The sequence below is a fragment of the Pseudomonas sp. M47T1 genome (genome assembly GCF_000263855.1).
Classification (GTDB): domain Bacteria; phylum Pseudomonadota; class Gammaproteobacteria; order Pseudomonadales; family Pseudomonadaceae; genus Aquipseudomonas.
The window spans coordinates 25418-50035 of record NZ_AJWX01000037.1 but is presented as its reverse complement, the minus strand read 5'-3'; the positions used below and the strand labels follow the sequence as shown (position 1 = coordinate 50035).

Here is a 24618-nt window from a genome sequence, read left to right as displayed (position 1 = left end):
CCCCTTGACCCACCAGGACCTCGCATGAACCTTTCCGTATTTTCTTCAAGCTACGCCCAGGCGCGCCAACAGTTCCTGCTGGCCTGTGCCCGCCGCGGGCTGCCTGTGGCCTCGCGGGTGCACCCCCTGGCCGGCAGCGACAACGAAACCCTGGCGCTGGACGTGGCCTACGTCGGCTCGCCCACCGCTCGCAACCTGATGGTAGTCAGCAGCGGCTGCCATGGGGTGGAGGGCTTCTGCGGCTCGGCGGTGCAGGTCGACCTGCTCAACGATGACGACTGGGCAGCCTCCATCGACCACCCCGACCTGGCTGTGCTGTACTTGCACGCCCTCAACCCCTACGGGTTTTCCTGGCTGCGGCGGGTGACCCACGAAAACGTCGACCTGAACCGCAACTTCCTCGACTTTTCCCAGCCGCACACGCCCAGCCCCGGTTACGACGCCATCGCCGATCAGCTATTGCCGGAACAGTGGCCACCGTCGCGCCTCAATGAACTGAAACTGCTCCTGCACGTCGCGCGCAAGGGCCGCAAGGCATTGCAGGCGGCGGTCTCCAGCGGCCAGCAGAGCCATCCCGACGGGCTGTTTTTCAGCGGCACGGCCCCCACCTGGAGCAATACTCAGATTCGCGAAGTACTGCGCGAACACGCCCAGCAGTGCCAGCGAATCGGCTGGGTCGACGTGCACACCGGCCTTGGGCCGCAGGGTGTGGGCGAGCGAATCTACAAGGGCCCGGCCAGCGCCGAAGACATCGCCCGCGCCAAGGCCTGGTGGGGCCCGCAGGTGACCAACAGCTTTGACGGCAGTTCGACCTCGGCGAACCTGAGCGGCACCCTGGACCTTGCGGTGATGCAAGAATGCCCGCAAGCCCAGTACAACGGCCTAACCCTGGAATACGGCACCCAACCAGGGCCCAAAGTCCTGAATGCACTGCGCGCCGAACAATGGCTGCAACGCCACCCACGCACGGGCAGCCCGCAACGCCAGCAAATCAAGCAACAGATCCGCGAGGCGTTTTATGTGGAGAGCGATGAGTGGAAGCGGCAGGTGCTGGAGCAGGCCCGTGAAGTGTGCCGGCAGACGGTGGATGGGTTGCTGACACGCTGAGCCACTTGTCGCCGCGCTGTATGCTTAGGTGGGAGTGGGCTCTGCCCACGAAGCCTTCACTGCGGATTTTTTTCACGAACCGCCGTGTTCTTTTCGTGGGCAGAGCCCACTCCCACACCGAAAGGCAGTTGTTGCGCGCAGAGAACGCGTCAGGCCACCGGGGTCACCAACTGCTTGCCGTTGTGAAACCAGCCTTCGATGTTCTGCCACACCAGGTCGCCCATGGCCTGGCGCGTCTCGGCGGTGCCGCTGCCCACGTGGGGCAGCAGCACCACGTTGTCCATGGCCACCAGGCTGTCGGGCACCTGGGGCTCGGCTTCAAACACATCCAGCCCGGCACCGGCGATGATGCCCTGCTGCAAGGCATGGATCAGCGCGTCCTGGTCCACCACCGAGCCCCGTGCGATGTTGATCAAGAAGCCTTTGCTGCCCAACAGCGCCAGGCGCCGGGCATCGATCAGGCGGTCGGTATTCTTGCCACCGGGCACCGCCAGCACCAGTACGTCGCAGGCACTGATCAGGGCATCCAGCTCGGCGAAATAGGTGTAGTCCACGCCGTCCTTGGGCGTGCGGTTGTGGTACAGGATGTCCATGTCGAACGCCGCCGCACGCCGGGCGATGGCCTGGCCGATATTGCCCAGGCCGACAATGCCCAGTTTCTTCCCGCCCACTTTCACGGCCACCGGAAACCGCGCCTGGTGCCACTTGCCCGCGCGCACATAGCGATCGGCCTCGGTAAAGCGGCGCAGGGTATCGAGCACCAGTGCCATGGCCGTGTCGGCCACGCAATCGTCCAGCACCTGCGGCGTGTTGCTGACCGCGATGCCGCGGTCGCGGGCGACGTCCACGGCGATGGCGTCATAGCCCACGCCGAAGCTGAAGATGGCTTCCAGGTTGGGCAACTGCGCCAGCAACTCGGCCGTGGCGCCATACACGCCACTGGTCACCAGCGCCTTTACCCCGGCGCCATTGGCGTGCAGCCACGCCTGCTTGTCGGCCAGTTCCCAATAATGAGTGGCCGCAAAGTGGCTTTCCACGGCGGTTTGCAGGCTGGGCAGCAAAGGGCCTGCGATAAGGACCGGGACCGAATGGGTCGCTGGCTGGGTCATGGTGGCTCCTGGATTGTTATTGTGCAGGGTTGATATAGGTCATCGTACAACTATGGATCTTCACTCTACAAGTGACGAATCCGCCCCCCCCGCTGCCCCCTGCACCCACCAGCCGGAAGGCAAGGCGTAAACAGGCGAGGAACGGCCGGAGTCGCGCTCGACGTTACGGGTTGTAAATGAGCATTGCGAGCCTGTTTTCAACGCAGCATGGCCCAGCTGGAATGCATTTCGCACAGAGCCTATAGCCACAGAACGTACCGGCGCTCAGCCGAAGGGTCATCGGTAGCCCGGACCTGAACGAAGGGCGGTCAGTTCACCAACAATGAAGGGGGTGATCCTGCGGGGCCTTGTGGGTTTCAGACGAAAAAACCGTGAGCAGTGAATTATTTAGCAAGCCGTTGTATCTGATGCCATATAGCCCGCACCTCGCAAAACATTGGCGCGGTAAATGAATGAGAAAATCAGGTACAGAGTAACGTGCATGAAATTACTTAAGAAACGCGTCAAACCCATTGGGTTGAAGGATATTACCATCGTTGACGACGCCAAGATGCGCAAGGCAATCACCGCCGCCGCGCTGGGCAATGCGTTGGAATGGTTCGACTTTGGCGTATATGGCTTCGTCGCCTACGTGCTGGGCAAGGTGTTTTTCCCCGGCGCCAACCCCAGCGTGCAGATGATCGCGGCATTGGCAACGTTCTCGGTGCCGTTCCTGATCCGGCCCTTGGGCGGTCTGTTTTTCGGCGCGCTGGGTGACCGCTACGGGCGGCAGAAAGTACTGGCGGCGACCATCGTGATCATGTCTTTGAGCACCTTTGCCATCGGCCTGATTCCCTCCTACGCCACCATCGGCATCTGGGCCCCGGTGCTGCTGTTGCTGGCCAAGATGGCTCAGGGATTTTCGGTGGGTGGCGAGTACACCGGCGCCTCGATCTTCGTGGCCGAATACGCTCCGGACCGCAAGCGCGGCTTCCTGGGCAGTTGGCTGGACTTCGGCTCGATCGCAGGCTTCGTGCTGGGCGCCGGCGTGGTGGTGCTGATCTCCAGCTCCGTGGGCGAGGACGCTTTCCAGTCGTGGGGCTGGCGCCTGCCGTTCTTCCTGGCCCTGCCCCTGGGCTTGCTCGGGCTGTACCTGCGCAACGCGCTGGAAGAAACCCCGGCGTTCCAGCAGCACGTGGACACGCTTGAACAAGGCGACCGCGAAGGCCTGGCAGCCGGCCCCAAGGTGTCGTTCAAGGAAGTGGCCACCCAGCACTGGCGTAGCCTGATCACCTGCGTGGGCGTGGTGGTGGCGACCAACGTCACCTATTACATGCTGCTCACCTATATGCCCAGCTACCTGTCGCACAACCTGCACTACAGCGAAAACCGTGGCGTGCTGATCATCATCGCCATCATGGTGGGCATGCTGTTCGTGCAGCCATTCTTCGGTTTTGTCAGCGACAAGGTCGGGCGCCGTCCGTTTATCATCTGCGGCAGCATTGGCCTGTTCTTCCTGGCCATCCCGGCGTTCATGCTGATCATCAGCGGTTCCCTGGGGCTGATCTTCGCCGGGCTGTTGATACTGGCGGTGCTGCTGAACTTCTTCATCGGCGTGATGGCCTCGACGCTGCCGGCGATGTTCCCCACTCACATCCGCTATAGCGCCCTGGCCAGCGCCTTCAACATTTCCGTGCTGATTGCCGGGTTAACCCCCACTGCCGCAGCCTGGCTGGTGGAAACCACCGGCAACCTGTACATGCCGGCCTATTACCTGATGGTGATGGCGGTGATTGGCCTGGCCACCGGCCTGACCATGAAGGAAACCGCGAACAAGCCGCTGCGCGGCGCCGCACCCGCGGCGTCTGACCTTGCCGAGGCTCGCGAGTTGTTGCAGGAACACCACGACAATATCGAACAGAAGATCGAAGACATCGACGCACAGATCGCCGAGCTGCAAGCCCGCCGTGAACATCTGGTGCAACAGCACCCGCGCATCAACTGATGCCACGTACAAATGGCAGGGGCATGGGTGCACTACGGAGTATTTGCACCTATGCTGCCCTTCAATCAAGAGCATAAATGCCGCTGTATTTGTTTGATTTGATTGGGCCACTGCCATGAGCCACACACGCGGATCGGCGCGCCGGGAAGGTGCGCCCCTGCTGAAACTGTTGGGCGCAGCCTTGCTGCTCGCCGCGCTTGGCCAACCCTGCGTGGCCGCATCGCGCACAGTCGACTTGTACCTGCCGGACGCACCACCCCTGAGCCTGCCCGGGCAAGACGGCACGTTCGGCATTCTCGGCGACGTCACCCTGCAAGCCGCTACCCGCGCAGGCTTCGACCTGCACGTGGTTTCCCTGCCTTGGTCACGGGCGCAACGAACGGTACAGGTGGGCACCGATCAGTTGATCATTCCGCTGTCGCGCACCCCGGAACGGGAAGACGCCTACACCTGGATCGCCCCCATCATGAGCATGGACCGGGCGTTTTTCAGCCTCGACAAGCGCGTCGATTCCTTCGAGCAGGCCCGCGCCACCTATGCCCGGGTAGCCGTGGGCATGGGCAGCGCCCAGGAACAGAAACTGCGCGATGAAGGCTTCAGCGACCAGCAGATCTACCCGGTGAAAATCGGCGAGAACCCGGCGATGCTGTTGCTGCGAGGCCGGGTGGATGCCTGGTTCAATGGCATTCCGGAAACCCGGTATATCTGGCCCCAGGTATCGGACCGCGCTTTGCAGACGAGCCCGGCGCTAATGACCACGGACCTTTACCTGGCCTGCTCGAAACGCTGCGATCGCGCCATCGTCCAGCGCATGCGCGAGGCGGTGGAGGCCATGCGCGACGACGGCAGCCTGCAGCGGCTGCGCGACCATTACCTCGACAGGCTGCATGAACCGGGGGCGCGGTGACGCGATTCAGCTGGCCCGCTCCAAGGTCGTCAGCAAGTCCACGAACTGCAACGTCAGCTTGTGCGCGGGCTGCAAGTGAATCAGCGGCACCGACGCCTGGTGCGACTCGCGCATCTTCACCGAGCTGTTGAGGTACACCGGCAGCACCGGCAAGCCCTCACCTTTCAACTCGTCGACCATTTGCTGGTGCAAGGTGGCGCGACTGACAAACTGGTTGACCACGATGCCTTCGATGACCAGGTCTTCGTTGTGGTCGGCACGCAGTTCAGCCACCTGGGCAATGACGTTATACAGCGCCTGGCGCGAGAAACTGTCGCAGTCGAAGGGGATCAACACACGGTCGGCCGCGATCAGCGCGCTGACCGAATAGAAATTCAACGCCGGCGGCGTATCGATGTAGATCCGCTCGTAATCTTCGGCAAGCTCCACCAGCAGGCGGCGCAGTTTGTTGATTTTGAACTTGGCCTCAAGCTTGGGCTGCAGGTCGGTCAATTCGGCGCTGGCGGTCACCAGATGCAGGTTGTCGTAAGGCGTTTCACTGATGTGCACGCGGCCTTTCTTTGCGGCGGGGCCTGACGACAAGGTCTGCTTGAAGAAATCGGCGATGCCGGGCGGCACGTCATTGCCACTGCGCCCGGTGAGGTAATGGGTGGAATTGGCCTGGGCGTCAAGGTCTACCAGCAACGTCCTGTAACCCTGCTCGGCGCTGACGGCGGCGAGGTTGCAGGCGATACTGGATTTGCCCACGCCCCCTTTCTGATTGAATACTGCGCGGCGCATGAAACCGGTTCCATGAAAAAAAAGTACCCCACCTTACCAACCTAATAGTGGATTATTGTGACAGTGGATTGATCGGCAGATGTCAATTTGAAGACAGCTGACCAAAAGCGCCCTGTGGTGGAACATCGCTTGGGTGAAAAGCAAGGGGCACCTCCCCGCAATGACGCTTGAAGCGCTCAAGCGCAAGCGGTCTGCTCATGAAATAACCCTGCCCCTCATCGCACCCGTACTCACGCACCAGGCGAAGACAGCGAAACGTTTCTATTCCTTCTGCCACCGTTCGATACCCCAGCTTGCGCGCCAGTTCGAAAACCGTTTGGGCAATAATGCGCTTGCGCGGCGAATGCTCGAGGTCGGTAACCAGCGATTGATCCAGTTTCAACACATTGGCTGGGATTTCATGTAAATAGGCAAAATTGCTGTAACCGGTACCGAAGTCATCGATCGCCACGTCCACCCCCAAAGCCCGCACCGTTGTCAGTTGACGAATAATCTGCGGATCCGCCTTCACCCATGCCCCTTCGGTAATCTCCACCTCCAGGCGCATGAACTCGATGTCATGGCGCTTGCAGGCATCCTGCAGTGCCTGGGCGATATCCAGGTTCTGAAAATCCAGCGGCGACAGGTTCAATGCCAGGCGTACGTCGCGGTCGACACAACTGGCCAAGTCACCCAGCGCGCGATCAATCAACCAGCGGGTGACCATACTGATGTTGCCACTGCCCTCGATCAGCGGAATGAATTCAGACGGCGACAGTTTCCCCAGAGTAGGATGGCGCCAGCCGATCAAGGCCTCGGCGCTCACCATGTGACCGTTGAGCAAATTGAAGCGCGGCTGGTACTCCAAATGAACCTCGCCGTTGGCCAGCGCGTGCGGAAAATCGTCGAGCAGGCGCTGCGCGCGTCGTTTTACCGTGTCCTGAGCGTTGTCGGCACAGGCGGCCACGCACAGACGAGCAAGTTGCTCAGCCGCCTCGGCGCCAATCATTGCCAACAAGCTGCCATTGGGTGGGGATGAAGTATCGACCCGCGACTGCTGCAGGTTGGTCAAATGACGGAGCGGGTCGCGATATTTGAGCAATTGGCACTGGTCTACCTGCACCATGACCATTTCGGCAAAGTCCTGCAACGCCACTATTTGCTCGGGTTCCAGCCGGCGTGGGCGCTTGTCGATCAGGCACAAACTCCCCAGCCCGTGGCCGTAGCGGTCGTAAAGCGGTGCGCCTGCATAAAAACGCACACCTTCCGGGGCCACTACCAGGGGGTGGCTGGAAAAACGCGGGTCCAGGCGCGCGTCATGCACCTGCATCACCTCACGCTGGGCCAGGGCATGCGCTCCAAACGATGTTTCGATGGGTGCCTCGGGCGCGTCGAAACCCACCTGCCCCAAGAACCACTGCCGATGCGTTTCCACCACTGTGATAAGCACTGTGGGCACTTGGAAGAGGGTGGCCGCCAAACGGCAGATACGCTCGAAATTTTCCCTGTTGGCCGCTTCCAACCACGCCAGCCCCTGCACGGCCACCAGACGTTCCTGCTCAGATCGAGATGAACCGGACATCGAAAACTCCCAGGCACAGGGCAATCAAGCGGGGACGGTCGAATGATAGCAAAAGAACATCATTGGCCGACGCGCCGTCGGGCGGGAAAAAGGTCTTTGGCTTCCGCGCACTCGGCGACACCACTCATCGGCCATCTCGTTATCTTGTAGCACCTCTACGCCATGGGCGCACCGTCTGCAAGCGTGCCTGCCCGATGAATGGCAGCCCTGCTTACGCCCGCCTACCGAGCATTTCCGCCACCTTGTGCTCGAGCCCCGACAACGTGAAAGGCTTGGTCACCACCCCGGTCAGGCCGGTGGTGAAGTCTTCGCCCAGCACCGTGCTTTGCGCATAGCCGGTGATGAACAGCACCTTTACATCAGCAAAGCGTTGACGCGCCGCGTCCGCCACCTGGCGACCATTGAGGCCGCCAGGCAGGCTGGAGTTGAGGCTGGCACTGATGGCCCAGCGCAACGCCTGCGGCCAGGTGTCGGGGGCGCCCAACGGCGACGCCTGCCAAGGGAACTGGCGGCGCGTAACGCAGGACGCAATCAATCGGGCAAGACAGTTGCAGCCAGGGGGGAGTCGATGGGGTCTACACTGGGACCTGCCAGCCCTTTGAAAGGAGCACTGCGTGCCGATTCGACCCTCACCCCTGCTGTGTGGTATTTCCCTGTGGTGCGCGGCCACCTGCGCCGGCGCTGGTGGCGAGCCGTCGGTGGAACCGTCCGCCGAGCGCCTGGCGGCCAGTGGCATTCATCACGCGCCACGGGTGGACGACCATTTCGAGAACAATGACGGCCCCCTCGCCCGCGGCTCCGTGTGGAAATGGCGCTGGAACGCCTTCATCAACCACCTGCCGCCGCCGCCCGAGAACGGCTACCGTTTTCCCATGGACCACCCCGATGTGCCATGGCTCAAGGCCAACCGCCAGGACAACACCCTGACCTGGATCGGCCACGCCACCGCCCTGCTGCAAATCAACGGCGTGAACATTCTCACCGACCCGGTGTTTTCCGAGCGCGCCTCACCGTTGTCCTTCATCGGCCCGGCGCGCAAGGTACCGCCAGGGCTGACCCTGGCCGAACTGCCGCACATTGACGTGGTGCTCATCTCCCACAGCCACTACGACCATCTGGACACGGCCAGCGTGCAGGCCCTGAACCGGCAGGCGGGTGGCCCACCGCGTTTTCTGGTGCCCTTGGGCATCAAGCAGTGGATGGCCAACAAAGGCATCGACACGGTCGAGGAACTGAACTGGAGCGACCACACCCGCGTGGCCGGCCTGGACTTCTGGTTCGTGCCGGCCACGCACTGGTCGGCACGCAGTTTCAGCGACCGCAACGACACCCTGTGGGGTGGCTGGGCGATGAAAACCGCGCCAGGCGCGGCGCGACCGTTTTCGCTCTATTTCGCCGGCGACACCGGCTATTCCGGTGACTCGAAACGCATTGGCGCGGCCTTCGGCCACTTCGACCTGGCCCTGATCCCCATGGGTGCCTACGCGCCGCGTTGGTTCATGGGGCCGCAGCACATTGACCCGCAGCAAGCCGTGCAGGTGTTCAAGGACGTGGGTGCGAAAAAGGCCATCGGCATTCACTGGGGCACCTTCGAGCTGACCGACGAGCCCCTGGACGAACCGCCAAAAAAACTGTTGGAAGCCACCCGCGCCGCCGGCCTGCCCGACGACGCGTTCGGCGTGTTGCACCATGGGCAATTGATTCACTTGAGCCACGAGGCGCCGGCGCCCTATCAGTAGAACCACAGCGCCTCCACGCCCTTGCCCAGGACAAACGCGCGCACCCACTGCGCCGTGGGCAGGTGCCCAACCCGTGATGGCTCAAGCATTTCGTGTCAACGCCGATACATGAGTACCAATGACGATACATGGACGCACGAAAATGGACCTTTCTCTCGGCACTGCCTACTCCACCACATCAACCCTGAGCGTTTCCGAACAGCCACTGAACGCCCAGCCCCTGGCCACCGATGCCGCGCAGACACTGCAGGCCGCCGCGGCTGGCCCAGCAGCGGTGTACCACCCCAGCGATGAGGCCCAGGCCCTGGGCCTGACCATGGAAGCGGTGACCACCTGGATCGGCCGCCCGCAATCGGCCGACTTCCCGCAAAAGGCCGCCGTGCAGCAAGTGGCCCAGGCGGCGCTGAAATCGGCGTTCCAAAGCTTCCAATCCACGCTCACATCGGCTTTCCCAGCCCTTGGCGAGAAGAAGTTCGGCTTCACCGTGTTGGCCGATGGCAGCCTGAAAGCGACCAACAGCGCCGGCCAGTTGAGCGCTACCGATATCTCGCGTCTCAACACGTTGCTCAACGGCGACAGCGACCTGAAGACCGCGGCCAGTGATTTTCGCGATGCGTCCATTGACGTGGTCATCGCCGATTCACCGTGGAGCGGCAGTTACCTGGGCGGCTACAACCTGACCAAAGACAATTTCGCCAGCACCATCGACCTGGGCGCCCTGTTCACGCCAAGGGGCCCGGTACCGACGAAGGAGTACATTCAAGGGCTGTTCTTCAATCAGCTGTACACCAAGGGCGAGCGTTTGACCGAGCAGACCGAGGCCGTGCTGATGGCCAGTGGCACTCAGGGTTGATCCCATGCCTGTGTAGCATTTGCCCCCCCAGTGGCTACAGTGAGTCTTGTACCGCTCAGGAGCTTTTGCCATGCCCTCAACCGACCTGGCCACGCTTTACCGCCACTATATCGACTGCCTGAACCGTCAGGACTGGGCCAACCTGGTCGCGTTCGTCGATGACCAGGCCAGCCATAATGGGCGCCCCTTTGGCCTGGCCGGCTACCGGGCGATGCTGGAACAGGACTTTCGGGACATTCCGGACCTGCACTTCAACATTGAATTGCTGGTGTGCGAGCCTCCCCACGTGGCCAGCCGCCTGGCCTTCACCTGTACCCCGGTGGGCACCTTCCAGGGCCTGCCGGTGAACGGCCGCACGGTCAGTTTCAGCGAAAACGTGTTCTACGAATGGCGCGACGGGCGCATCACGCACGTGTGGTCGGTGATCGACAAGGCGGCCATCGAGGCGCAATTAATGTCCCCACCGGCTCACTCGAAGTCCGACATCTCGTAGAACGGCCGGATTTCGATGTCGCTGGGGCCCGGCATCGGGTTGGGGCAGCGCTTGACCCAGGCGATCGTCTCGCCCATGTCTTCGACCTCCCAGATCCAGAAGCCTGCCACCAGTAGTGCAGATTCAGGCGCGTGCCGCCAAGCGGCGGCTGCGATGTGACCTGCAAGGCACTGCCGCAGCGGCTACAGGTTTACCGGGCGGGGCTGACCAGTTGCTGCAACACCACTTCCAGCGGGTGACGCAGGCTGCGTTCGGCCATGCGCTTGACCTGGCTGCGGCACGAATAACCGGTGGCCAGGGCTTCACCCGGCTTGTCCAGCTTGTTCGCCCAGGACTGCTCGAAAATGGTTTTCGAGGTGGCCTGGTTGCGCGCTTCATGGCCGTAGGTGCCGGACATGCCGCAGCACCCTGTGGCCTCGGTGACCAGCGTGAGGCCCAGGCGCGCGAATACCTGCTCCCACTGGCGGGTGCTGGCCGGCACGTTGGTTTTCTCGGTGCAATGGGCCATCAGGCGGAAACTGCCGGCCGCCAACGCCGCCTGTTCGGGCAAGGCGTTCATCAGCCATTCCTGGGGCAAGGCCACGGTCGGGCAGGCGCCCAGGCCCGGCACTTTCAGGTATTCCTGGCGGTACACCAGGGTCATGGCAGGATCAAGGCCGACCAACTGCACGCCGCAATCGGCCAGGGCCTTGAGCTGCCGGGCATTGCGAATCGCCGCCTTGGCGAACGCACCCAGGAAGCCCTGCACGTGCAGCGGCTTGCCGTTGGCGCTGTAAGGCGCCAGGAATACCCGGTAGCCCAGGCGGTGCGCCAGTTCGATGAACGAGGCCAGCAGCGGCGTCTCGAAGTAGCGGGTAAAGGCGTCCTGCACCAGTACCACACTGCGCTCACGCTGGGCCGGGGTCAGCTCGGCCAGGGCTGGTAGAGTGGCCACGCGCACCTTGCAACGGCTCAAGGTGGCCTGCAGGTTGTAGCGGCTGATCAGCGGGCTGTCGACCATGCCAACCTGGCTGTCGAGCAGGCGCCCTACCCAGCCCGAGCCCATGACCGCGTTGTACAGGCCCGGGGCATGGGCCAGGTACGGCAGGGTAAACTCCAGCGAACCGATCAGGTAGTCGCGCAACGGCCGCTGGTAGCGGCCGTGGTACAGCTCCAGGAAGCGCGAGCGGAACTCGGGCACGCTGACCTTCACCGGGCACTGCCCCGCACACGACTTGCACGCCAGGCAACCGGCCATGGCGTCGTATACTTCATGGGAGAAATCGGCCTCGCCGCGCTGGCGCGACAGGTTGTTGCGCAGCCGCGTCGGCAGGCCCTTGAGCCACGACACTTTGCTGCGCGCGGCCGCCAGCACGTCGATGTCCGCCGCACCTTGCAAGCGCAGCCATTCACGCATCAACGAGGCGCGGCCCTTGGGCGAATGCTGGCGCTCGCGGGTGGCTTTCCACGAGGGGCACATGGCGTCGTCGGGGTCGAAGTTGTAGCAGGCGCCGTTGCCGTTGCAGTGCATCGCGGTGCCGTAGCTTTGCCATACGCGCTCGTCGATCTGCCGGTCGAAATCGCCACGCAGCGGCGCTTCGTTGACCCTGATCAGGCCCTCGGCGCTGTCGGGCGGGGTGCAGATCTTGCCCGGGTTGAGCTGGTTGTGCGGGTCGAACGCGCCCTTGAGCCGTTGCAGCGACGGGTACAGTTCGCCGAAGTAGGCCGGCACGTATTCAGAGCGCAAGCCCTTGCCGTGCTCGCCCCACAACAGACCGCCGTATCGCTGGGTCAGCGCTGCCACGGCATCGGAGATCGGCTTGACCAGCGCGGCCTGGGCCGGGTCTTTCATGTCCAGCATGGGCCGCACGTGCAATACCCCGGCGTCCACATGACCAAACATGCCATAGGTCAGGCCGTGGCTGTCGAGCAAGGCACGGAAGTCAGCGATGTAGTCGGCCAGTTGCTCGGGCGGTACCGCGGTGTCTTCCACGAACGGCTGCGGACGCGCCTCACCGTCGACATTGCCCAGCAGGCCTACCGAGCGCTTGCGCATGGTGTACACGCGGTTCACCGCCGCCACGCCCTCGGCCAGGGTGTGGCCCAGGCGCTCGATGCTGGTGTCGGCCTGCAAGTGCTCGACGAAGGCGGCCACCCTCGCGTTGACGTCGGCCGGGTCGTCACCGGCAAACTCCACCAGGTTGATGCCCAGGGTCGGGCGGTCGGGGTCGGCCGGAAAATACTCGGCCACGGCATGCCAGACGATGTCTTTCATGGCCAGCAACAGCACGCGCGAGTCCACGGTTTCGATGGACAGAGGCTTGTGCGCCAGCAACGCATTGGCGTCGCGCAGGGCATCCATGAAACTGCTGTAGCGCACGTTGACCACCACCTGATAGGTAGGGATCGGCAACACGTTCAGCTTGGCCTCGACCACATACCCCAGCGACCCCTCGGCGCCACACAGCACGCTGTTGAGGTTGAAGCGGCCCTGCTCGTCGCGCAGGTGCGCCAGGTCGTAACCGGTAAGGCAGCGGTTGAGCGTGGGGAAGGTACGTTCGATCAACTCGCCCTGGGTTTCCTGGATCTGCCGGGCGGCGCGGTACACTTCACCGGCACGGCCTGGGGCGGCGCACGCCTGCTCAAGCTCATCGTCGGTCAACGGCCGGGTATGCAGCGCCTGGCCGCCCAGCAACACGCTGTGCAATTCCAGCACATGGTCGCGGGTTTTGCCGTAGGTGCAACTGCCCTGGCCGCTGGCATCGGTGTTGACCATGCCGCCCACGGTGGCGCGGTTGGAGGTGGACAGCTCCGGCGCGAAAAACAGCCCGTGGGGCTTGAGCATCACGTTGAGTTGGTCCTTGACCACACCGGCCTGCACGCGCACCCAGCGCTCCTCGACATTGATTTCGAGGATGTTGTTCATGTGCCGCGACAGGTCCACCACAACGCCGTCGGTCAACGACTGGCCGTTGGTGCCGGTGCCGCCGCCGCGTGGCGTGAGTTTAACCGCCTGGAAGCGGGGCTCGGCCATCAGCGCGGCGATGCGTGCGACGTCCTCGGCGTCCACCGGGAACACCGCGGCCTGGGGCAGGCGCTGGTAAATCGAGTTATCGGTGGCCAGCACGGTGCGGGTAGCGTAGTCAGTGCTGGTCTGGCCCTTGAAACCGCTGGCGCGCAGGGCGGCGAGAAACTCAGGGTACAGGGTGGCCGGGGCAATGCCGGTCAATTGGGCGATCATCGGGGATGGCCTCGTCTTTATGTCAGGATAATCATGGATACTGCCCCGGGCGTTCTGTTCATCGCGCGCCAGGTAGTGGATGATGCCAATGATCCCGGAGCCTGGCGCCCGGCACAAACCGATATTCGCGCCGCCATTGATGACTTTTACGAATGAATTACCGCAACCTGACCCCGTCCATGTCGGTGCTGCTGGCGTTTGAAGCCGCCGCCCGCCACGAAAGCTATACCCGCGCGGCCGAAGAACTGGCCCTGACCCAGAGCGCAGTGACCCGTCAGGTACAAGCGCTGGAACAGCAGCTGGGCGTGACCCTGTTCCGCCGCGAAGGGCGCGCGGTGAAGCTCACCGACGTGGGCCGCCTGTACCAGCGCGAAATCAGCGAAGCCTTGGGCCGCGTGCGCAGCGCCACCCTGCACGCCATGGCCCACCAGAGCGGCGGTGGCAGCCTGCGCCTGGCCACGCTGCCCACCTTTGGCTCGAAATGGCTGCTGCCGCGCCTGCATGATTTCTACCGCCAGCACCCGGACATCCTCGTGCACATCAACTCGCGCATCGAACCGGTGGACTTCGCCACCAGCGGCATCGATGCGGCCATCGTGGTGGCCACCGGCGACCAGGCGGGGCTGGTCTGCCATCGCCTGTATGCCGAGGAACTGATGGTGGTGCTGTCCCCTACCCTGGCCGCCACCCGCGCCGAGTGGACGCCGGCGGCAATCAGTCAGCAGGTGTTGCTCAGCGTGGCCAACAACCCCAACGCCTGGGGTGAGTGGTTCAGCCATCATGGGCAGGCATACCAGAGCATGCGCCTGGGGCCGAGCTTCGAACTGACCTCGCACTTGATTCAGGCGGTGCGGGCCGACATCGGCATCGGCCTCGTGCCGCGGGTGCTGATTACCGAGGAGTTGGCCAGCGGTGAGCTGGCAAGCCCGGTGTTGCCCTATGCCAGCGCGCGCGGGTATTACCTGGTGTACCCACCGCGCAATCAGGCGTTGCCGGCGCTGGAGGCGTTTCGGGAGTGGTTGCTGGCCAAGGCGTGAGCCTCCCGTCCACGCCGCGTGACAAGGCGCATACGGGGCGGTTACAGGGTTCCGGCGGGGGTCAAGTGGGCGGTGAGGTAGTCCAGCAACGCACTGACCTTGGGCAACCCTTCACGACTCTTCAACCACACCAGGTTCATGGGCAACCCATCGGTCGCCAACGGCGGCAGCACTTCGATCATCGCGCCGCTGTCCAGGTGGCATTGCACCAGCCACGTCGGTAACTGGGCAATGCCGAGCCCGGCCAGCACCGCCATCACCTCCCCTTCGCCATCCCCCACGGCAATGCGCGGGTGCATGATGCGCCGCTCCATATCGCCCGCCTGGCGCCCCTTGAAATACCACGGCCCCACCAGCCCGTCAGTCTGGCCATAGCCGACGCACTGGTGCTGATCCAGGTCATCCGCCGTCTGCGGCATGCCGTGCTGCGCCAGGTATTGGGGCGCGGCGCAGAAGATCATGCGCTGCGCGCCGATATAGCGATGGCCCAGCGCCGCCGGCCAGGCGTCCGGCCCGCCGATGCGCACAACAATGTCGATACCGTCCTGCACCGGGTCGACGAAACGGTCGGTGAACGACACGTGCGGCAGCAAGCGCGGGTGCTGCTTGACGAACGCCAGTACCAGCGGCAGTACGTGCAGGCGCCCGTAGCTGGCCGGCAGGTCGATGCGCAGGCGCCCATAGGGCTCGGCCTGGTCGGCCGTGAGCGCCAGTTCCACCTGCTCCAGGTCGCTGAGCACCGCCGTGCAGGTGCGGTAAAAGGTTTGTCCGGCCTCGGTCAAGGCCATGCGCCGGGTGGTGCGGTTGAACAGCCGTGCACCCAAGCGGCTTTCCAGCCGCGCAATCCCCTTGCTCACCGCCGAGATACTCAGGTTCAGCCGCTCGGACGCCGCCGTGAAACTCCCCAGGTCGGCCACGGTGACAAACACATCGATGCCCTTGAGCCGTTCCGAAGAAAACATGATCACCTGCCAATTATTGAACTGAATTCAATATACTTGATAATTAATTACCAAGATAAGCCATCAATTCTCCAATAGGCTACGAAGAAACCTCATTGGAGTTAAGCGTTCATGCAGCCCTCAACCGTGGCCCACGCCGCGCCCGCCCCTGCCACCGCCCCTCGCACGGGCCTGCAGATCCTGATCATGACCGTGGCCGCGTTCATCATCGTCACCACCGAGTTTCTGATCGTCGGCCTGCTGCCCGCCCTGGCCCGCGACCTGAACATCTCCATTGCTCTGGCCGGCCAATTGGTGACCCTGTTCGCCTTCACGGTGATGCTGTTCGGCCCGCTGCTGACCGCCCGCCTCGCCCACGTGGAGCGCAAGCGCCTGTTCACGGTGATCCTGCTGGTGTTCGCCGCCTCCAACGTGCTGGCCGCCACGGCCGGCAACATCTGGGTCATGGCCCTGGCGCGCTTCATCCCTGCCCTGGGCCTGCCGGTGTTCTGGGGCACGGCCAGCGAAACCGCCGGGCAACTGGCGGGCCCCGGCAATGCCGGCAAGGCGGTGTCCAAGGTGTACATGGGCATCTCGGCGGCGCTGGTGTTTGGCGTTCCGCTGGGCACCGTGGCCGCCGACACCCTGGGTTGGCGCGGCACCTTCTGGGTGCTGGCGGCCCTCTCGTTGATCATCGCTGCGCTGATGCACCTGGCCATGCCCACCCTGCCCAGCTCGCCCAAGGCCGCCGCCGGTGAAAAACAGACCGCCATCCTGCGCCAACCACGCTTCCTGGCCCACGTGCTGCTGTCGGTACTGACCTTCACGGCCATGTTCACCTCGTACACCTACCTGGCCGATATCCTCGAACGCCTGGCCGGCGTGCCCGCCAGCCAGGTGGGCTGGTGGCTGATGGGCTTTGGTGGCGTGGGCATGCTGGGCAACCACCTGGGCGGCCTGCTGGTGGACCGCAAACCGCTGGGCGCCATGGTGCTGTTCCTGCTGGTGATGGGCGCGGGCATGCTGGCCGTAGCACCGGCGGCCGTTCACCACGCCTGGCTGGTGCTGGCCCTGGTTGCCTGGGGCATTGGCTACACCGCGCTGTTCCCGGTGTGCCAAGTGCGCGTGATGCAGGCAGGGGCCAAGGCCCAGGCCCTGGCCGCGTCGATGAACATCTCGGCGGCCAATGCCGGTATCGGCCTGGGGGCCATCGTTGGCGGCCTGGGCATTCGCCACGGGGGCCTGGAGACCCTGGGGCCGATCGCCACGCTGATCGCGGCCGTGGCCCTGGGTCTGGCGTTGCTGATGATCAGCCGCCGCGCCGCGTGATGGTCCTACTGTCGCCGCGCCTCTTCCAGCGCATAGCGACGGCAATGCTCGAGGTAACCCATCTCGTGATTGGCCACCAGTTGCACCACGCTGGACCATAGCCAGGACGGCGCATCCAGGGTGCGCGAACGGTTCAGTTGCAGGTCCTTGATCCAGCTGGCGCGGGTGGCCAGGTCCATCTGCCGGGCATGGCCCAGGCCTACCACGCGCGCCAGGTAGGCGGCCACGCGCATGGCCTCGACCTGGGTTAACTGGTCCAGTTCAAGTTTCATGTCCTGGGGCAGCAGTTCACGGATAAAGAAGCCGTTGTCGAGCATGCGGGTGGCCAGCATGCGATTGCCCAGTCCGGGCGACAGGTGCCGCGCGCCCTCCACCACCCGCTGGCCGTTGTCGCGGGGCATGGAGACCCGGGCCGCCCGGGGCGCCGCTGCCCCCACGGCCTGCTTGATGTCGATCAGGCAGTACTCCTGGTCATCATCGTCGCCCACGCCCAGCAAGGCGGCGTAGCGGTTCAAGCCCAGGGAACTGCACCCCTTGACCCAGTAAGCCGAGTCTAGCAGTTCGACGCTGTCGTCTTTCGAGCGGCCCTTGAGGGACGTCACCAGGTGATGGATGGCATCGCTGGCGCACAGTTTCTTGATGGCCGCCCGCTCTTCCTTGGCCAGGGGCCAGAAGTGCTTGCCCTGGGGGATGGTGCGGCGGGTGTCTTCGATGCGCTCCTGGGCCAGGTGCTTCCAGGTACGCTGCACCGCGCTGCGCATGCCGGCCTTGACCTGGGCGGGGCGCGGCGGGTCTTCATCGACATTGGCCTCGAACGCCAGCTCGTAGCCGCGCATCATTTCTTCGAGCATCTTCGCCGTGGCCACGCCAGGCAGGTCGGAGCCACGTGCGGCCGTGGCCAGCGACAGCGCCAGGCGCACCAGGTCATGGGCGGGGTTACCGATGACGGTCTGGTCCAGGTCACGGATATGGATGTCGATCTTTCCCTTCAGGTCACCGGTGGGCCCCAGGTTGCCGGCATGGCAATCCCCGCATATCCACACGGCCGGGCCGTGGGGCAAGCGCTTGCCGGGCTGGCTGTGCAGCCATTGGTAGAATTGCACGGTGCTGCCGCGCACATAGGCGTGGGCAGAACGGGCCATTTTCAGGTTGCGCAGGTCGGTGAGGGGCTGGAGTCGTGCGCTGGGGCGAGGTGTTTTCATGGAGACGTCTTTGGCAGGTGTGACCAGTTGACTGGTTGCCCGTGCAGACGTTTCAAAATATTACAAAGAGAGTAGGTGCAGGCAGGGTGCGCCGGGTGGCGCACCCTGTGTTCAACGGATCAGGCTGGCTGATCCCAAGGGCGGTCGCCCTTCTCGTCCTTGATGCGGGTTGGCAGGCCCATCACGTCCAGCGCCTTGAGGAACGGCTCGGCAGGCAGCTCCTCGACGTTGGCCATGCGCGCCACGTCCCACTCGCCACGGGCAACCAGCAAGGCGGCGGCCACAGGTGGCACGCCAGCGGTGTAGGAGATGCCCTGGCTGTCGGTTTCGGCGTAGGCTTCTTCGTGGTCGGCCACGTTGTAGATGAACAGCTCGCGCGGCTGGCCATCCTTGGTACCCTTGACCAGGTCGCCGATGCAGGTCTTGCCGGTGTAGCCAGGTGCCAGCGACGAAGGGTCAGGCAGCACGGCCTTGACCACTTTCAACGGCACCACTTCCAGGCCTTCGGCGGTCTTGACCGGCTGCTCGGAGAGCAGGCCCAGGTTTTTCAGCACGGTGAACACATTGATGTAGTGTTCGCCGAAGCTCATCCAGAAACGCACGTTGGGCACGCCCAGGTTCTTGGAGATCGAGTGCACTTCGTCGTGACCGGTGAGGTACAGGTTCTGCGAACCCACTACCGGCAGATCATCGGTGCGCTTGACCTCGAACATGGTGTTGCTGGTCCACTGGCTGTTCTGCCAGCTCCACACCTGCCCGGTGAATTCACGGAAGTTGATTTCCGGATCGAAATTGGTGGCGAAGTATTTGCCATGTGACCCGGCATTGACGTCGAGGATGTCGATGGAATCAATGCGGTCGAAATGCTGTTGTTGCGCAAGGGCTGCATAGGCGTTGACGACGCCCGGGTCGAAACCCACGCCCAGGATGGCGGTGATGTTCTTCTGCTTGCACTCTTCGAGGTGTTTCCACTCGTAGTTGCCGTACCACGGCGGTGTTTCACAGATTTTGCCCGGCTCTTCGTGAATGGCGGTGTCCAGGTACGCGACACCGGTATCGATGCAGGCGCGCAGCACCGACATGTTCAGGAAGGCGGAGCCTACGTTGATGACGATCTGCGATTCGGTCTCGCGGATCAGTGCCTTGGTCGCTTCCACGTCCAGGGCATTCAGGGCAAAGGCCTGGATGTCGGCGGGCTGCTTGAGGCTGCCCTTGGCCTTGACGCTGTCGATGATGGCCTGGCATTTGGAGATGTTACGCGACGCGATGGCAATACGACCGAGTTCGTCGTTGTGCTGCGCGCACTTGTGGGCCACCACCTTGGCGACACCTCCTGCACCAATGATAAGAACGTTCTTCTTCAATTTCTTTACTTCTCCTCAATCCGCCAGCTTACGAAAGGCTGGACAGGTAATCGTCAAAACCAAATTCACGAACCACGTCGACTGTACCGTCGAGTTGTTTCACTACGATGGACGGCATTTTCAGGCCGTTGAACCAGTTTTTCTTGACCATGGTGTAACCCGCGGCGTCGACAAACGACAGGCGGTCGCCAATGGCCAAAGGACGGTCGAATTGATATTCGCCGAAAATGTCGCCCGCCAGGCACGACTTGCCGCACACCATGTAGGTGTGCTCGCCGGCGCTTGGGGCAAGCTTGGCGTTCAGGCGGTAGATCAGCAGGTCCAGCATGTGCGCTTCGATGGAGCTGTCGACCACGGCCAGGTGCTTGCCGTTGTACAGAGTGTCCAGCACCGTCACTTCCAACGAGGCGCTCTGGGTGATGGCGGCTTCGCCCGGCTCCAGGTACACCTGCACGCCGTACTTCTGCGAGAACGCCTTCAGGCGCGTGCAGAACGCATCCAAAGCATAGCCTTCGCCGGTGAAATGGATACCGCCACCCAGGCTCACCCATTCCACTTTATGCAGCAGGTGCCCGAAGCGTTCCTCGATGGTGCACAACATCTTGTCGAACAGGTCGAAGTCACCGTTCTCGCAGTTGTTGTGGAACATGAAGCCGGAGATCTGCTCGATGACGGCCTCGACCTTCACCGGGTCCCACTCGCCCAGGCGGCTGAACGGGCGGGCCGGGTCGGCCAGCAGGTAGTCGGAGCTGCTGACTTGCGGGTTCACGCGCAGGCCGCGGACCTTGCCTTCGCTCGCTTGCGCGAAGCGTTGCAGCTGGCCGATGGAGTTGAAGATGATCTTGTCGCAGTTCTCCAGCATCTCGCCGATTTCGTCATCGGCCCAGGCCACGCTGTAGGCATGGGTTTCGCCTGCGAACTTCTGGCGGCCGAGCTTGAGCTCGTACAGCGAGGAGGACGTGGTGCCGTCCATGTACTGCTGCATCAGGTCGAACACCGACCAGGTGGCGAAGCACTTGAGTGCCAGCAGGGCCTTGGCGCCCGATTGCTCGCGCACGTAGGCAATCTTCTGCATGTTGGCCAGCAGCTTGGTTTTGTCGATGAGGTAATACGGGGTCTGGATCATGTCGAACCCTGGGGCAAGGCCAGCCAAAAAAATGGACGCGAATTGTGCCCTCTCTTAAGACAGGGGGAAAGGGCAGAATGTGCATTTTACTGCGGCAATGTTTCACATTGCGGAGGAAGGGGCGAAAACAGTGGGGTTTTGGCGGGAAAAAGGCTCATCCAATCCCCCCGTAGAAGCTGCTGCAGGCTACGCAAAGGACCGCCCGACCTTCATCGGTGTCATGCCAATCGCGGGCCCGCTGTGCGGGCCTTGGCAGCCTGGCGGCAGCTGCGGGGGAGCATACCGAGGGTATCCGGCGGGCGGGGTCAGCCGCCGGCGCAGTCGAATTGCTGGGTATAGGCCACGGTCTTGCCGTGGGCGTTCACCAGGTCGATGCCCACGTTCAGCTGCATATTGGCGCCGGTGCTGGTCTCGCGCAGTTCGTAGTGCTCGTCAGGTTTGAAGCGCGCGTAGGTCAGCGTGCCGTGGCAGGTCTTGTCGTCCACATAGACGCTGCTGGCCGCGTACACCGCCACCTGCATGCTGTGCTTGCCCGGTGCTACCTGGAAGAAGCGGCCGTCCTTGATCGGGTGGCCATCGAGCTTCTCGGCCATCATGTTGTCACGTGCCTCCTCCTGCAAGCCGACCCAGGCGTCATGGGGGTCCGGCTTGGGCATCGTGCCAGCACAGGCCGAGAGCAAGGCGGTCAGGCCCAGCACGGGAATCAGCGTTATTGCTTTCAGGTTCATGGAAAATCCTCCCAAAGGGTATAGATAGAAGGCTGCGAGGCGGTGCGCCTGCAATGGGCCAATCGTGGCGGTTGGCCCCTTCGCTGCCCAATGAATCCCCATGAAACGATTTTCAGGCCAATGATATGAAAATCGGCTACGTGCCCGCCTCCACACGGTTGCGGCCACCACGTTTGGCCCGATACAAGGCCGTGTCGGCGCTGCCGTAGGCCAGGTCGAAGCCGGTGCCCGCCGGGTGCGCACTGACGCCAAAGCTGGCGGTGACCGCACGGTCCACCGGGTAGGCGAACACATGCTCGGCAATGGCCGCGCGCATAGCTTCGGCGGCCTCCACGCCTTCGCTAAGGTCGCTACCGGGCAGCAGCACGGTGAACTCCTCGCCCCCTACCCGGCCAATCAGGCCGCGTTCGCCAACAATGTGCCGCAGGCAGCCGACAATGCCCTGGATCACCGCGTCGCCGGTGGGGTGGCCGAACTCGTCGTTCACCCGCTTGAAATGGTCGATGTCCAGCACAATCATCGCCACGCCCACCTTGAGCAGGGTATTGCTGGTCTGCTCGATGATGGCGCCGCGGTTCAGCACCCCGGTCAGGGCGTCGTGGGTGGCGCGGTGTTCCAGTTGCCGGGCCAGAATGTGCAGTTGCGCGTTGAGGGTGTTCATCTCCCGCTCGGCGCGGTCGCTGCGCCCGATCAGGCGGCGCGTCTCGCGGATCAGCCGCTCGAAATGGCCGGCCACCTCGGCCAGCGATTGCTTGTACACCTGGGCGTGCGCCTGGGGCAGCGCGAGGATGCCACGCGCGTGCTCCAGGGCATCGAACTCGCTCTTGAACAGGTCCGGAACCTCTTCACTGCGCGCTGCGGGCATGGCCACGGTCCTCATCAACTGGCAACGGGCTGGTCGTTGAACAGAATCGCGGTGAAATCCGCTTTCAATTCTTCGCCGAACTCGAAAATGGTTTCGTCTTCTTCATCGTGGTACCAGTTGACGATGACCTCGTTGCCGGCCTGGGCGGCCTGGTCCAGGGCATCAAAAATGCTGAAGAGCATCTTGGTGCTGGAGCTGTTGAAGTACGCCAGGGCGATATTGGCGGTGATGGCCTGGCCGCTGCAGTTGTCCAGGTAGGCACGCAACTGCTGCACGATGGGCGCATAGAAGGCCGCAGCGTTTTCCGGGTAGGACTCGCCCTTGAGGCTCAGCAGGCGCTGGTCGTAGCGAAAGTCCACTTCCGGGGACGTGGCGCTGGCTTCAACGTAGAAATTATCCATTTTCAGTGTGTCTCTACTCAGATCGTGGCTTTGAGGCAGAACAGCGAGGTGCCCGGTTCATCGGTGCGCGGGTGAAAGCTGAATTCCAGCGGCGCGCTGGCGTCGCGCGCCATCGTCAGGAAGCCCAGGCCCGCACCCTTGCTGTCCTCGGGGGTTTCGGCACGCAGTACCACCTTGTAGGCCTGCTTGATTTCATCGAGGGTCATTTTGCCCAGCGACACCAGCTTTTCCCGCAGGCGCGGGACGTCGGCGGTGGCGATGGGGTTGGCGCATTGCATCAGGTAGCGGTCACCGTCGGCGCTGATGCACACCGCGCCCTGGCGCAACGAGGCATCGTCGGTGACCGGCGTGCGTAGCCAGTCGGACGAATAGTGAATGATGTTCTGCGACTGCTCGACAAAGGACGAGAACAGCTTGCGGCGCGTGGGGCTGCTCACGCCCGACACCTCCAACTGCACCTTCATTACTTCGGCCATGGTGGTGATGATGCCGTGGGAGAAATAGCCCATGTGATAGAAGATCACGTTGCGCTGTTGGGCCAGGTCGAAAAAACTGCAGTCATGAGCCGTGTGTGGGTTAGCCATTGTCGTTCCTGAGGCGGGCACAGAATAAGGTGAGGTCGTCGCGTCGGGCTTGCGTGCCTTGCCAGCTGGCCAGTGCGACTTGCAACGCTTGGCAAATGCTTGCAGCCGGCGCCTGGCGCTGGGCCAACAGGGTGTCGCAAGCCTTGCGCTTGCCAAACGCGATGCTCCGGGGGCCGCCGATCTGGTCCGTGAGGCCGTCGGTGGCAATCAATATCAGGCTGCCGGGCTGCATCGGCACCTGGTAGGCCTGCCATTGGTAATCCAGTTCACTGGCCACATAGCCCACACCCATGCGCTGGCCGGCCAGGGTCTGGACCTGCTCGGCATCGGGGTGCAGCACCGACAGCGACAGGCGCGCCCCGGCGAAACTAAGCACCTGACGCGCACTGTCGAACCAGAAAAAGGCGGCGTCCAGGCCGTCGTCCGATTCAGGGTGTTCATTCATGCCCTCGACCTGGCCCAGCAGTTCCTTGACGCTGCGGTTCACCGCTGACAGCAGCCGCGCCGGGTCGCGCGGCCCGCATTGGGCCAGGGCCTGGGTCAGCGACGACGACGCAATCAGCGTCATGAACGCGCCGGGCACGCCATGGCCGGTGCAGTCGGCAATGGCACCGAACCAGCCATCGGGGTAGGCACAGAAGTGATAGAAATCGCCGCCCACCACGTCCCGGGGTTCCCACAGCAGCGCGGCGTCGTCCAGGATCGACTTCAGCGCATCACGAGACGCGCGCAACATGGCACGCTGAATCACGCTGGCGTACTCAATGCTCTGCATCATCTGGCGGTTCTTTTGCGCCTGCATGGCGGCCACCACGGCCATCAATTGCAAACCGTTGCCCAGCCCGGCGAACTCCCCTGCCCGGGTAACCACAAAGCCATCGGACAAGGCCTTCTCGCCGTACTCCACGGTCTTGAAGGTCAGGGCCTCGATGCTCATCTGTTCATCGACAATCAGCGGTTCCTTGTCCATGAAGGCAATGCAGCTTTTCTTGTCATACAGTTCGCGGTGAAACGGCCGGCTCATCTGCGACAGGAAAATATTGCGGTTGATCAGCCCGATCGGCCGCGTGCCCTCCACCACCGCCAGGCAGGTCATGTCTTTCTGCGAAGTGAAAATGTCCATCACCAGCGCGTTGCTGGCGCTGGACTCGATGGCCGGCACTTCCTTGCACAGATCACCGGCGCAACGGTGATCGCGAGGAAGTTTTGGACGCATGAAGGGGAAAGTTTCTGCGTGCATGCTCAGTAGCCGACCCGGAGTGAAGGCGCGATGCTAGTCGAGCAATGT

Annotated in this window: 23 protein-coding genes and 1 pseudogene; 9 read left to right on the top strand and 15 right to left on the bottom strand. The window is 63.2% G+C overall.

The window, feature by feature from the left end:
• The first annotated feature begins 24 nt into the window (after positions 1-24).
• Complete coding sequence (locus PMM47T1_RS26660) at positions 25-1107, top strand: M14 family metallopeptidase (protein WP_008375031.1); 1083 nt, start codon at positions 25-27, stop codon at positions 1105-1107.
• A gap of 149 nt (positions 1108-1256) precedes the next feature.
• Here the strand turns inward: PMM47T1_RS26660 and PMM47T1_RS26655 are convergent, their stop codons facing one another.
• Positions 1257-2216, bottom strand: a complete 960-nt coding sequence (locus tag PMM47T1_RS26655) for a 2-hydroxyacid dehydrogenase (RefSeq protein ID WP_008375029.1) — start codon at positions 2214-2216, stop codon at positions 1257-1259.
• A gap of 481 nt (positions 2217-2697) precedes the next feature.
• Here PMM47T1_RS26655 and proP point away from each other — a divergent pair, with 481 nt between their 5' ends.
• Complete coding sequence (gene proP / locus PMM47T1_RS26650) at positions 2698-4200, top strand: glycine betaine/L-proline transporter ProP (protein ID WP_008375027.1); 1503 nt, start codon at positions 2698-2700, stop codon at positions 4198-4200.
• 115 nt (positions 4201-4315) lie between these two features.
• On the top strand, positions 4316-5107 hold the full coding sequence (locus PMM47T1_RS26645; RefSeq protein WP_008375024.1) for a substrate-binding periplasmic protein: 792 nt from the start codon (positions 4316-4318) through the stop codon (positions 5105-5107).
• 6 nt (positions 5108-5113) lie between these two features.
• Here the strand turns inward: PMM47T1_RS26645 and PMM47T1_RS26640 are convergent, their stop codons facing one another.
• From PMM47T1_RS26640 to PMM47T1_RS26630, 3 genes are all read right to left on the bottom strand, one after another.
• On the bottom strand, positions 5114-5887 hold the full coding sequence (locus PMM47T1_RS26640; RefSeq protein WP_008375023.1) for a ParA family protein: 774 nt from the start codon (positions 5885-5887) through the stop codon (positions 5114-5116).
• 82 nt (positions 5888-5969) lie between these two features.
• Entirely contained in the window at positions 5970-7448 is a 1479-nt protein-coding gene (locus tag PMM47T1_RS26635; protein ID WP_050990465.1) for a sensor domain-containing phosphodiesterase, read from the bottom strand.
• Positions 7449-7659: 211 nt separating this feature from the next.
• Complete coding sequence (locus tag PMM47T1_RS26630) at positions 7660-7932, bottom strand: response regulator (protein WP_008375018.1); 273 nt, start codon at positions 7930-7932, stop codon at positions 7660-7662.
• A 130-nt stretch (positions 7933-8062) separates the two neighbouring features.
• On the opposite strand from PMM47T1_RS26630, the gene PMM47T1_RS26625 reads away from it, so the two are divergent.
• The 3 genes from PMM47T1_RS26625 (at position 8063) to PMM47T1_RS26615 (ending at position 10533) form a co-directional block, all read left to right on the top strand.
• On the top strand, positions 8063-9187 hold the full coding sequence (locus PMM47T1_RS26625) for an MBL fold metallo-hydrolase (RefSeq protein ID WP_008375015.1): 1125 nt from the start codon (positions 8063-8065) through the stop codon (positions 9185-9187).
• A gap of 142 nt (positions 9188-9329) precedes the next feature.
• On the top strand, positions 9330-10040 hold the full coding sequence (locus tag PMM47T1_RS26620) for a hypothetical protein (RefSeq protein ID WP_008375013.1): 711 nt from the start codon (positions 9330-9332) through the stop codon (positions 10038-10040).
• A gap of 70 nt (positions 10041-10110) precedes the next feature.
• Positions 10111-10533, top strand: a complete 423-nt coding sequence (locus PMM47T1_RS26615) for an ester cyclase (protein ID WP_008375011.1) — start codon at positions 10111-10113, stop codon at positions 10531-10533.
• Here the strand turns inward: PMM47T1_RS26615 and PMM47T1_RS30485 are convergent.
• Positions 10515-10658: pseudogene (locus PMM47T1_RS30485) on the bottom strand (YciI family protein); the annotation flags it as partial. The gene PMM47T1_RS26615 and the pseudogene PMM47T1_RS30485 sit on opposite strands and share 19 nt — an antisense overlap.
• A 65-nt stretch (positions 10659-10723) precedes the next feature.
• A complete protein-coding gene (ydiJ, locus tag PMM47T1_RS26610; protein WP_008375006.1) occupies positions 10724-13753 on the bottom strand; it encodes a D-2-hydroxyglutarate dehydrogenase YdiJ in 3030 nt (1009 codons plus the stop codon).
• Positions 13754-13786: 33 nt separating this feature from the next.
• Between ydiJ and PMM47T1_RS30650 the strand changes: the two genes are divergently transcribed.
• Together PMM47T1_RS30650 and PMM47T1_RS26605 are read left to right on the top strand one after the other, a co-directional pair.
• The gene (locus PMM47T1_RS30650; protein ID WP_274379886.1) at positions 13787-13909 is read left to right on the top strand and encodes a hypothetical protein; all 123 of its coding nucleotides are present in this window, start codon (positions 13787-13789) and stop codon (positions 13907-13909) included.
• Positions 13906-14790 (top strand): LysR substrate-binding domain-containing protein, encoded by an 885-nt coding sequence (locus PMM47T1_RS26605; RefSeq protein WP_008375004.1) that lies wholly within the window; start codon positions 13906-13908, stop codon positions 14788-14790. Before PMM47T1_RS30650 ends, PMM47T1_RS26605 begins: the two co-directional genes overlap by 4 nt.
• 41 nt (positions 14791-14831) lie before the next feature.
• On the opposite strand, the gene PMM47T1_RS26600 is transcribed toward PMM47T1_RS26605, so the two are convergent.
• Positions 14832-15752 carry a LysR family transcriptional regulator gene (locus PMM47T1_RS26600; protein ID WP_008375003.1) on the bottom strand — a complete coding sequence of 307 codons (921 nt, stop codon included), beginning with the start codon at positions 15750-15752 and terminating at the stop codon, positions 14832-14834.
• Positions 15753-15863: 111 nt separating this feature from the next.
• Between PMM47T1_RS26600 and PMM47T1_RS26595 the strand changes: the two genes are divergently transcribed.
• Complete coding sequence (locus PMM47T1_RS26595; protein WP_008375001.1) at positions 15864-17060, top strand: MFS transporter; 1197 nt, start codon at positions 15864-15866, stop codon at positions 17058-17060.
• A 5-nt stretch (positions 17061-17065) separates the two neighbouring features.
• Here PMM47T1_RS26595 and PMM47T1_RS26590 read toward each other — a convergent pair whose 3' ends face one another.
• The 8 genes from PMM47T1_RS26590 to PMM47T1_RS26555 form a co-directional block, all read right to left on the bottom strand.
• Positions 17066-18262, bottom strand: a complete 1197-nt coding sequence (locus PMM47T1_RS26590; RefSeq protein ID WP_008374999.1) for a DUF2252 family protein — start codon at positions 18260-18262, stop codon at positions 17066-17068.
• Between the two features lie 119 nt (positions 18263-18381).
• Positions 18382-19626, bottom strand: coding sequence for a saccharopine dehydrogenase family protein (locus tag PMM47T1_RS26585; RefSeq protein ID WP_008374997.1), 1245 nt, complete (start codon positions 19624-19626; stop codon positions 18382-18384).
• A 28-nt stretch (positions 19627-19654) separates the two neighbouring features.
• A complete protein-coding gene (locus PMM47T1_RS26580) occupies positions 19655-20752 on the bottom strand; it encodes a carboxynorspermidine decarboxylase (RefSeq protein ID WP_008374995.1) in 1098 nt (365 codons plus the stop codon).
• 305 nt (positions 20753-21057) lie between these two features.
• Positions 21058-21480, bottom strand: coding sequence for a PA0061/PA0062 family lipoprotein (locus PMM47T1_RS26575; protein WP_008374993.1), 423 nt, complete (start codon positions 21478-21480; stop codon positions 21058-21060).
• A gap of 136 nt (positions 21481-21616) precedes the next feature.
• Positions 21617-22345 carry a GGDEF domain-containing protein gene (locus PMM47T1_RS26570; RefSeq protein WP_008374991.1) on the bottom strand — a complete coding sequence of 243 codons (729 nt, stop codon included), beginning with the start codon at positions 22343-22345 and terminating at the stop codon, positions 21617-21619.
• Positions 22346-22359: 14 nt separating this feature from the next.
• Complete coding sequence (locus PMM47T1_RS26565; RefSeq protein WP_008374990.1) at positions 22360-22746, bottom strand: DUF1987 domain-containing protein; 387 nt, start codon at positions 22744-22746, stop codon at positions 22360-22362.
• Positions 22747-22763: 17 nt separating this feature from the next.
• Positions 22764-23330, bottom strand: coding sequence for a SiaB family protein kinase (locus tag PMM47T1_RS26560; RefSeq protein ID WP_008374988.1), 567 nt, complete (start codon positions 23328-23330; stop codon positions 22764-22766).
• The gene (locus tag PMM47T1_RS26555) at positions 23323-24546 is read right to left on the bottom strand and encodes a SpoIIE family protein phosphatase (RefSeq protein WP_008374986.1); all 1224 of its coding nucleotides are present in this window, start codon (positions 24544-24546) and stop codon (positions 23323-23325) included. The genes PMM47T1_RS26560 and PMM47T1_RS26555 overlap by 8 nt, the downstream gene beginning before the upstream one ends.
• Between the last annotated feature and the right edge of the window lie 72 nt (positions 24547-24618).

Excerpts from the sequence above, each read along its gene's own strand:
- PMM47T1_RS26575 (WP_008374993.1), bottom strand. The coding sequence starts at position 21,480 with ATGAACCTGAAAGCAATAACGCTGATTCCCGTGCTGGGCCTGACCGCC.
- PMM47T1_RS26555 (WP_008374986.1), bottom strand. The coding sequence starts at position 24,546 with ATGCGTCCAAAACTTCCTCGCGATCACCGTTGCGCCGGTGATCTGTGC.
- PMM47T1_RS26565 (WP_008374990.1), bottom strand. The coding sequence starts at position 22,746 with ATGGATAATTTCTACGTTGAAGCCAGCGCCACGTCCCCGGAAGTGGAC.
- PMM47T1_RS26570 (WP_008374991.1), bottom strand. The coding sequence starts at position 22,345 with ATGCCCGCAGCGCGCAGTGAAGAGGTTCCGGACCTGTTCAAGAGCGAG.
- PMM47T1_RS26605 (WP_008375004.1), top strand. The coding sequence starts at position 13,906 with ATGAATTACCGCAACCTGACCCCGTCCATGTCGGTGCTGCTGGCGTTT.
- PMM47T1_RS26660 (WP_008375031.1), top strand. The coding sequence starts at position 25 with ATGAACCTTTCCGTATTTTCTTCAAGCTACGCCCAGGCGCGCCAACAG.
- PMM47T1_RS30650 (WP_274379886.1), top strand. The coding sequence starts at position 13,787 with ATGGATACTGCCCCGGGCGTTCTGTTCATCGCGCGCCAGGTAGTGGAT.
- PMM47T1_RS26655 (WP_008375029.1), bottom strand. The coding sequence starts at position 2,216 with ATGACCCAGCCAGCGACCCATTCGGTCCCGGTCCTTATCGCAGGCCCT.
- PMM47T1_RS26600 (WP_008375003.1), bottom strand. The coding sequence starts at position 15,752 with ATGTTTTCTTCGGAACGGCTCAAGGGCATCGATGTGTTTGTCACCGTG.
- PMM47T1_RS26635 (WP_050990465.1), bottom strand. The coding sequence starts at position 7,448 with ATGTCCGGTTCATCTCGATCTGAGCAGGAACGTCTGGTGGCCGTGCAG.
- PMM47T1_RS26560 (WP_008374988.1), bottom strand. The coding sequence starts at position 23,330 with ATGGCTAACCCACACACGGCTCATGACTGCAGTTTTTTCGACCTGGCC.
- PMM47T1_RS26640 (WP_008375023.1), bottom strand. The coding sequence starts at position 5,887 with ATGCGCCGCGCAGTATTCAATCAGAAAGGGGGCGTGGGCAAATCCAGT.
- PMM47T1_RS26590 (WP_008374999.1), bottom strand. The coding sequence starts at position 18,262 with ATGAAAACACCTCGCCCCAGCGCACGACTCCAGCCCCTCACCGACCTG.
- proP (WP_008375027.1), top strand. The coding sequence starts at position 2,698 with ATGAAATTACTTAAGAAACGCGTCAAACCCATTGGGTTGAAGGATATT.
- PMM47T1_RS26615 (WP_008375011.1), top strand. The coding sequence starts at position 10,111 with ATGCCCTCAACCGACCTGGCCACGCTTTACCGCCACTATATCGACTGC.
- PMM47T1_RS26645 (WP_008375024.1), top strand. The coding sequence starts at position 4,316 with ATGAGCCACACACGCGGATCGGCGCGCCGGGAAGGTGCGCCCCTGCTG.
- ydiJ (WP_008375006.1), bottom strand. The coding sequence starts at position 13,753 with ATGATCGCCCAATTGACCGGCATTGCCCCGGCCACCCTGTACCCTGAG.
- PMM47T1_RS26595 (WP_008375001.1), top strand. The coding sequence starts at position 15,864 with ATGCAGCCCTCAACCGTGGCCCACGCCGCGCCCGCCCCTGCCACCGCC.
- PMM47T1_RS26620 (WP_008375013.1), top strand. The coding sequence starts at position 9,330 with ATGGACCTTTCTCTCGGCACTGCCTACTCCACCACATCAACCCTGAGC.
- PMM47T1_RS26580 (WP_008374995.1), bottom strand. The coding sequence starts at position 20,752 with ATGATCCAGACCCCGTATTACCTCATCGACAAAACCAAGCTGCTGGCC.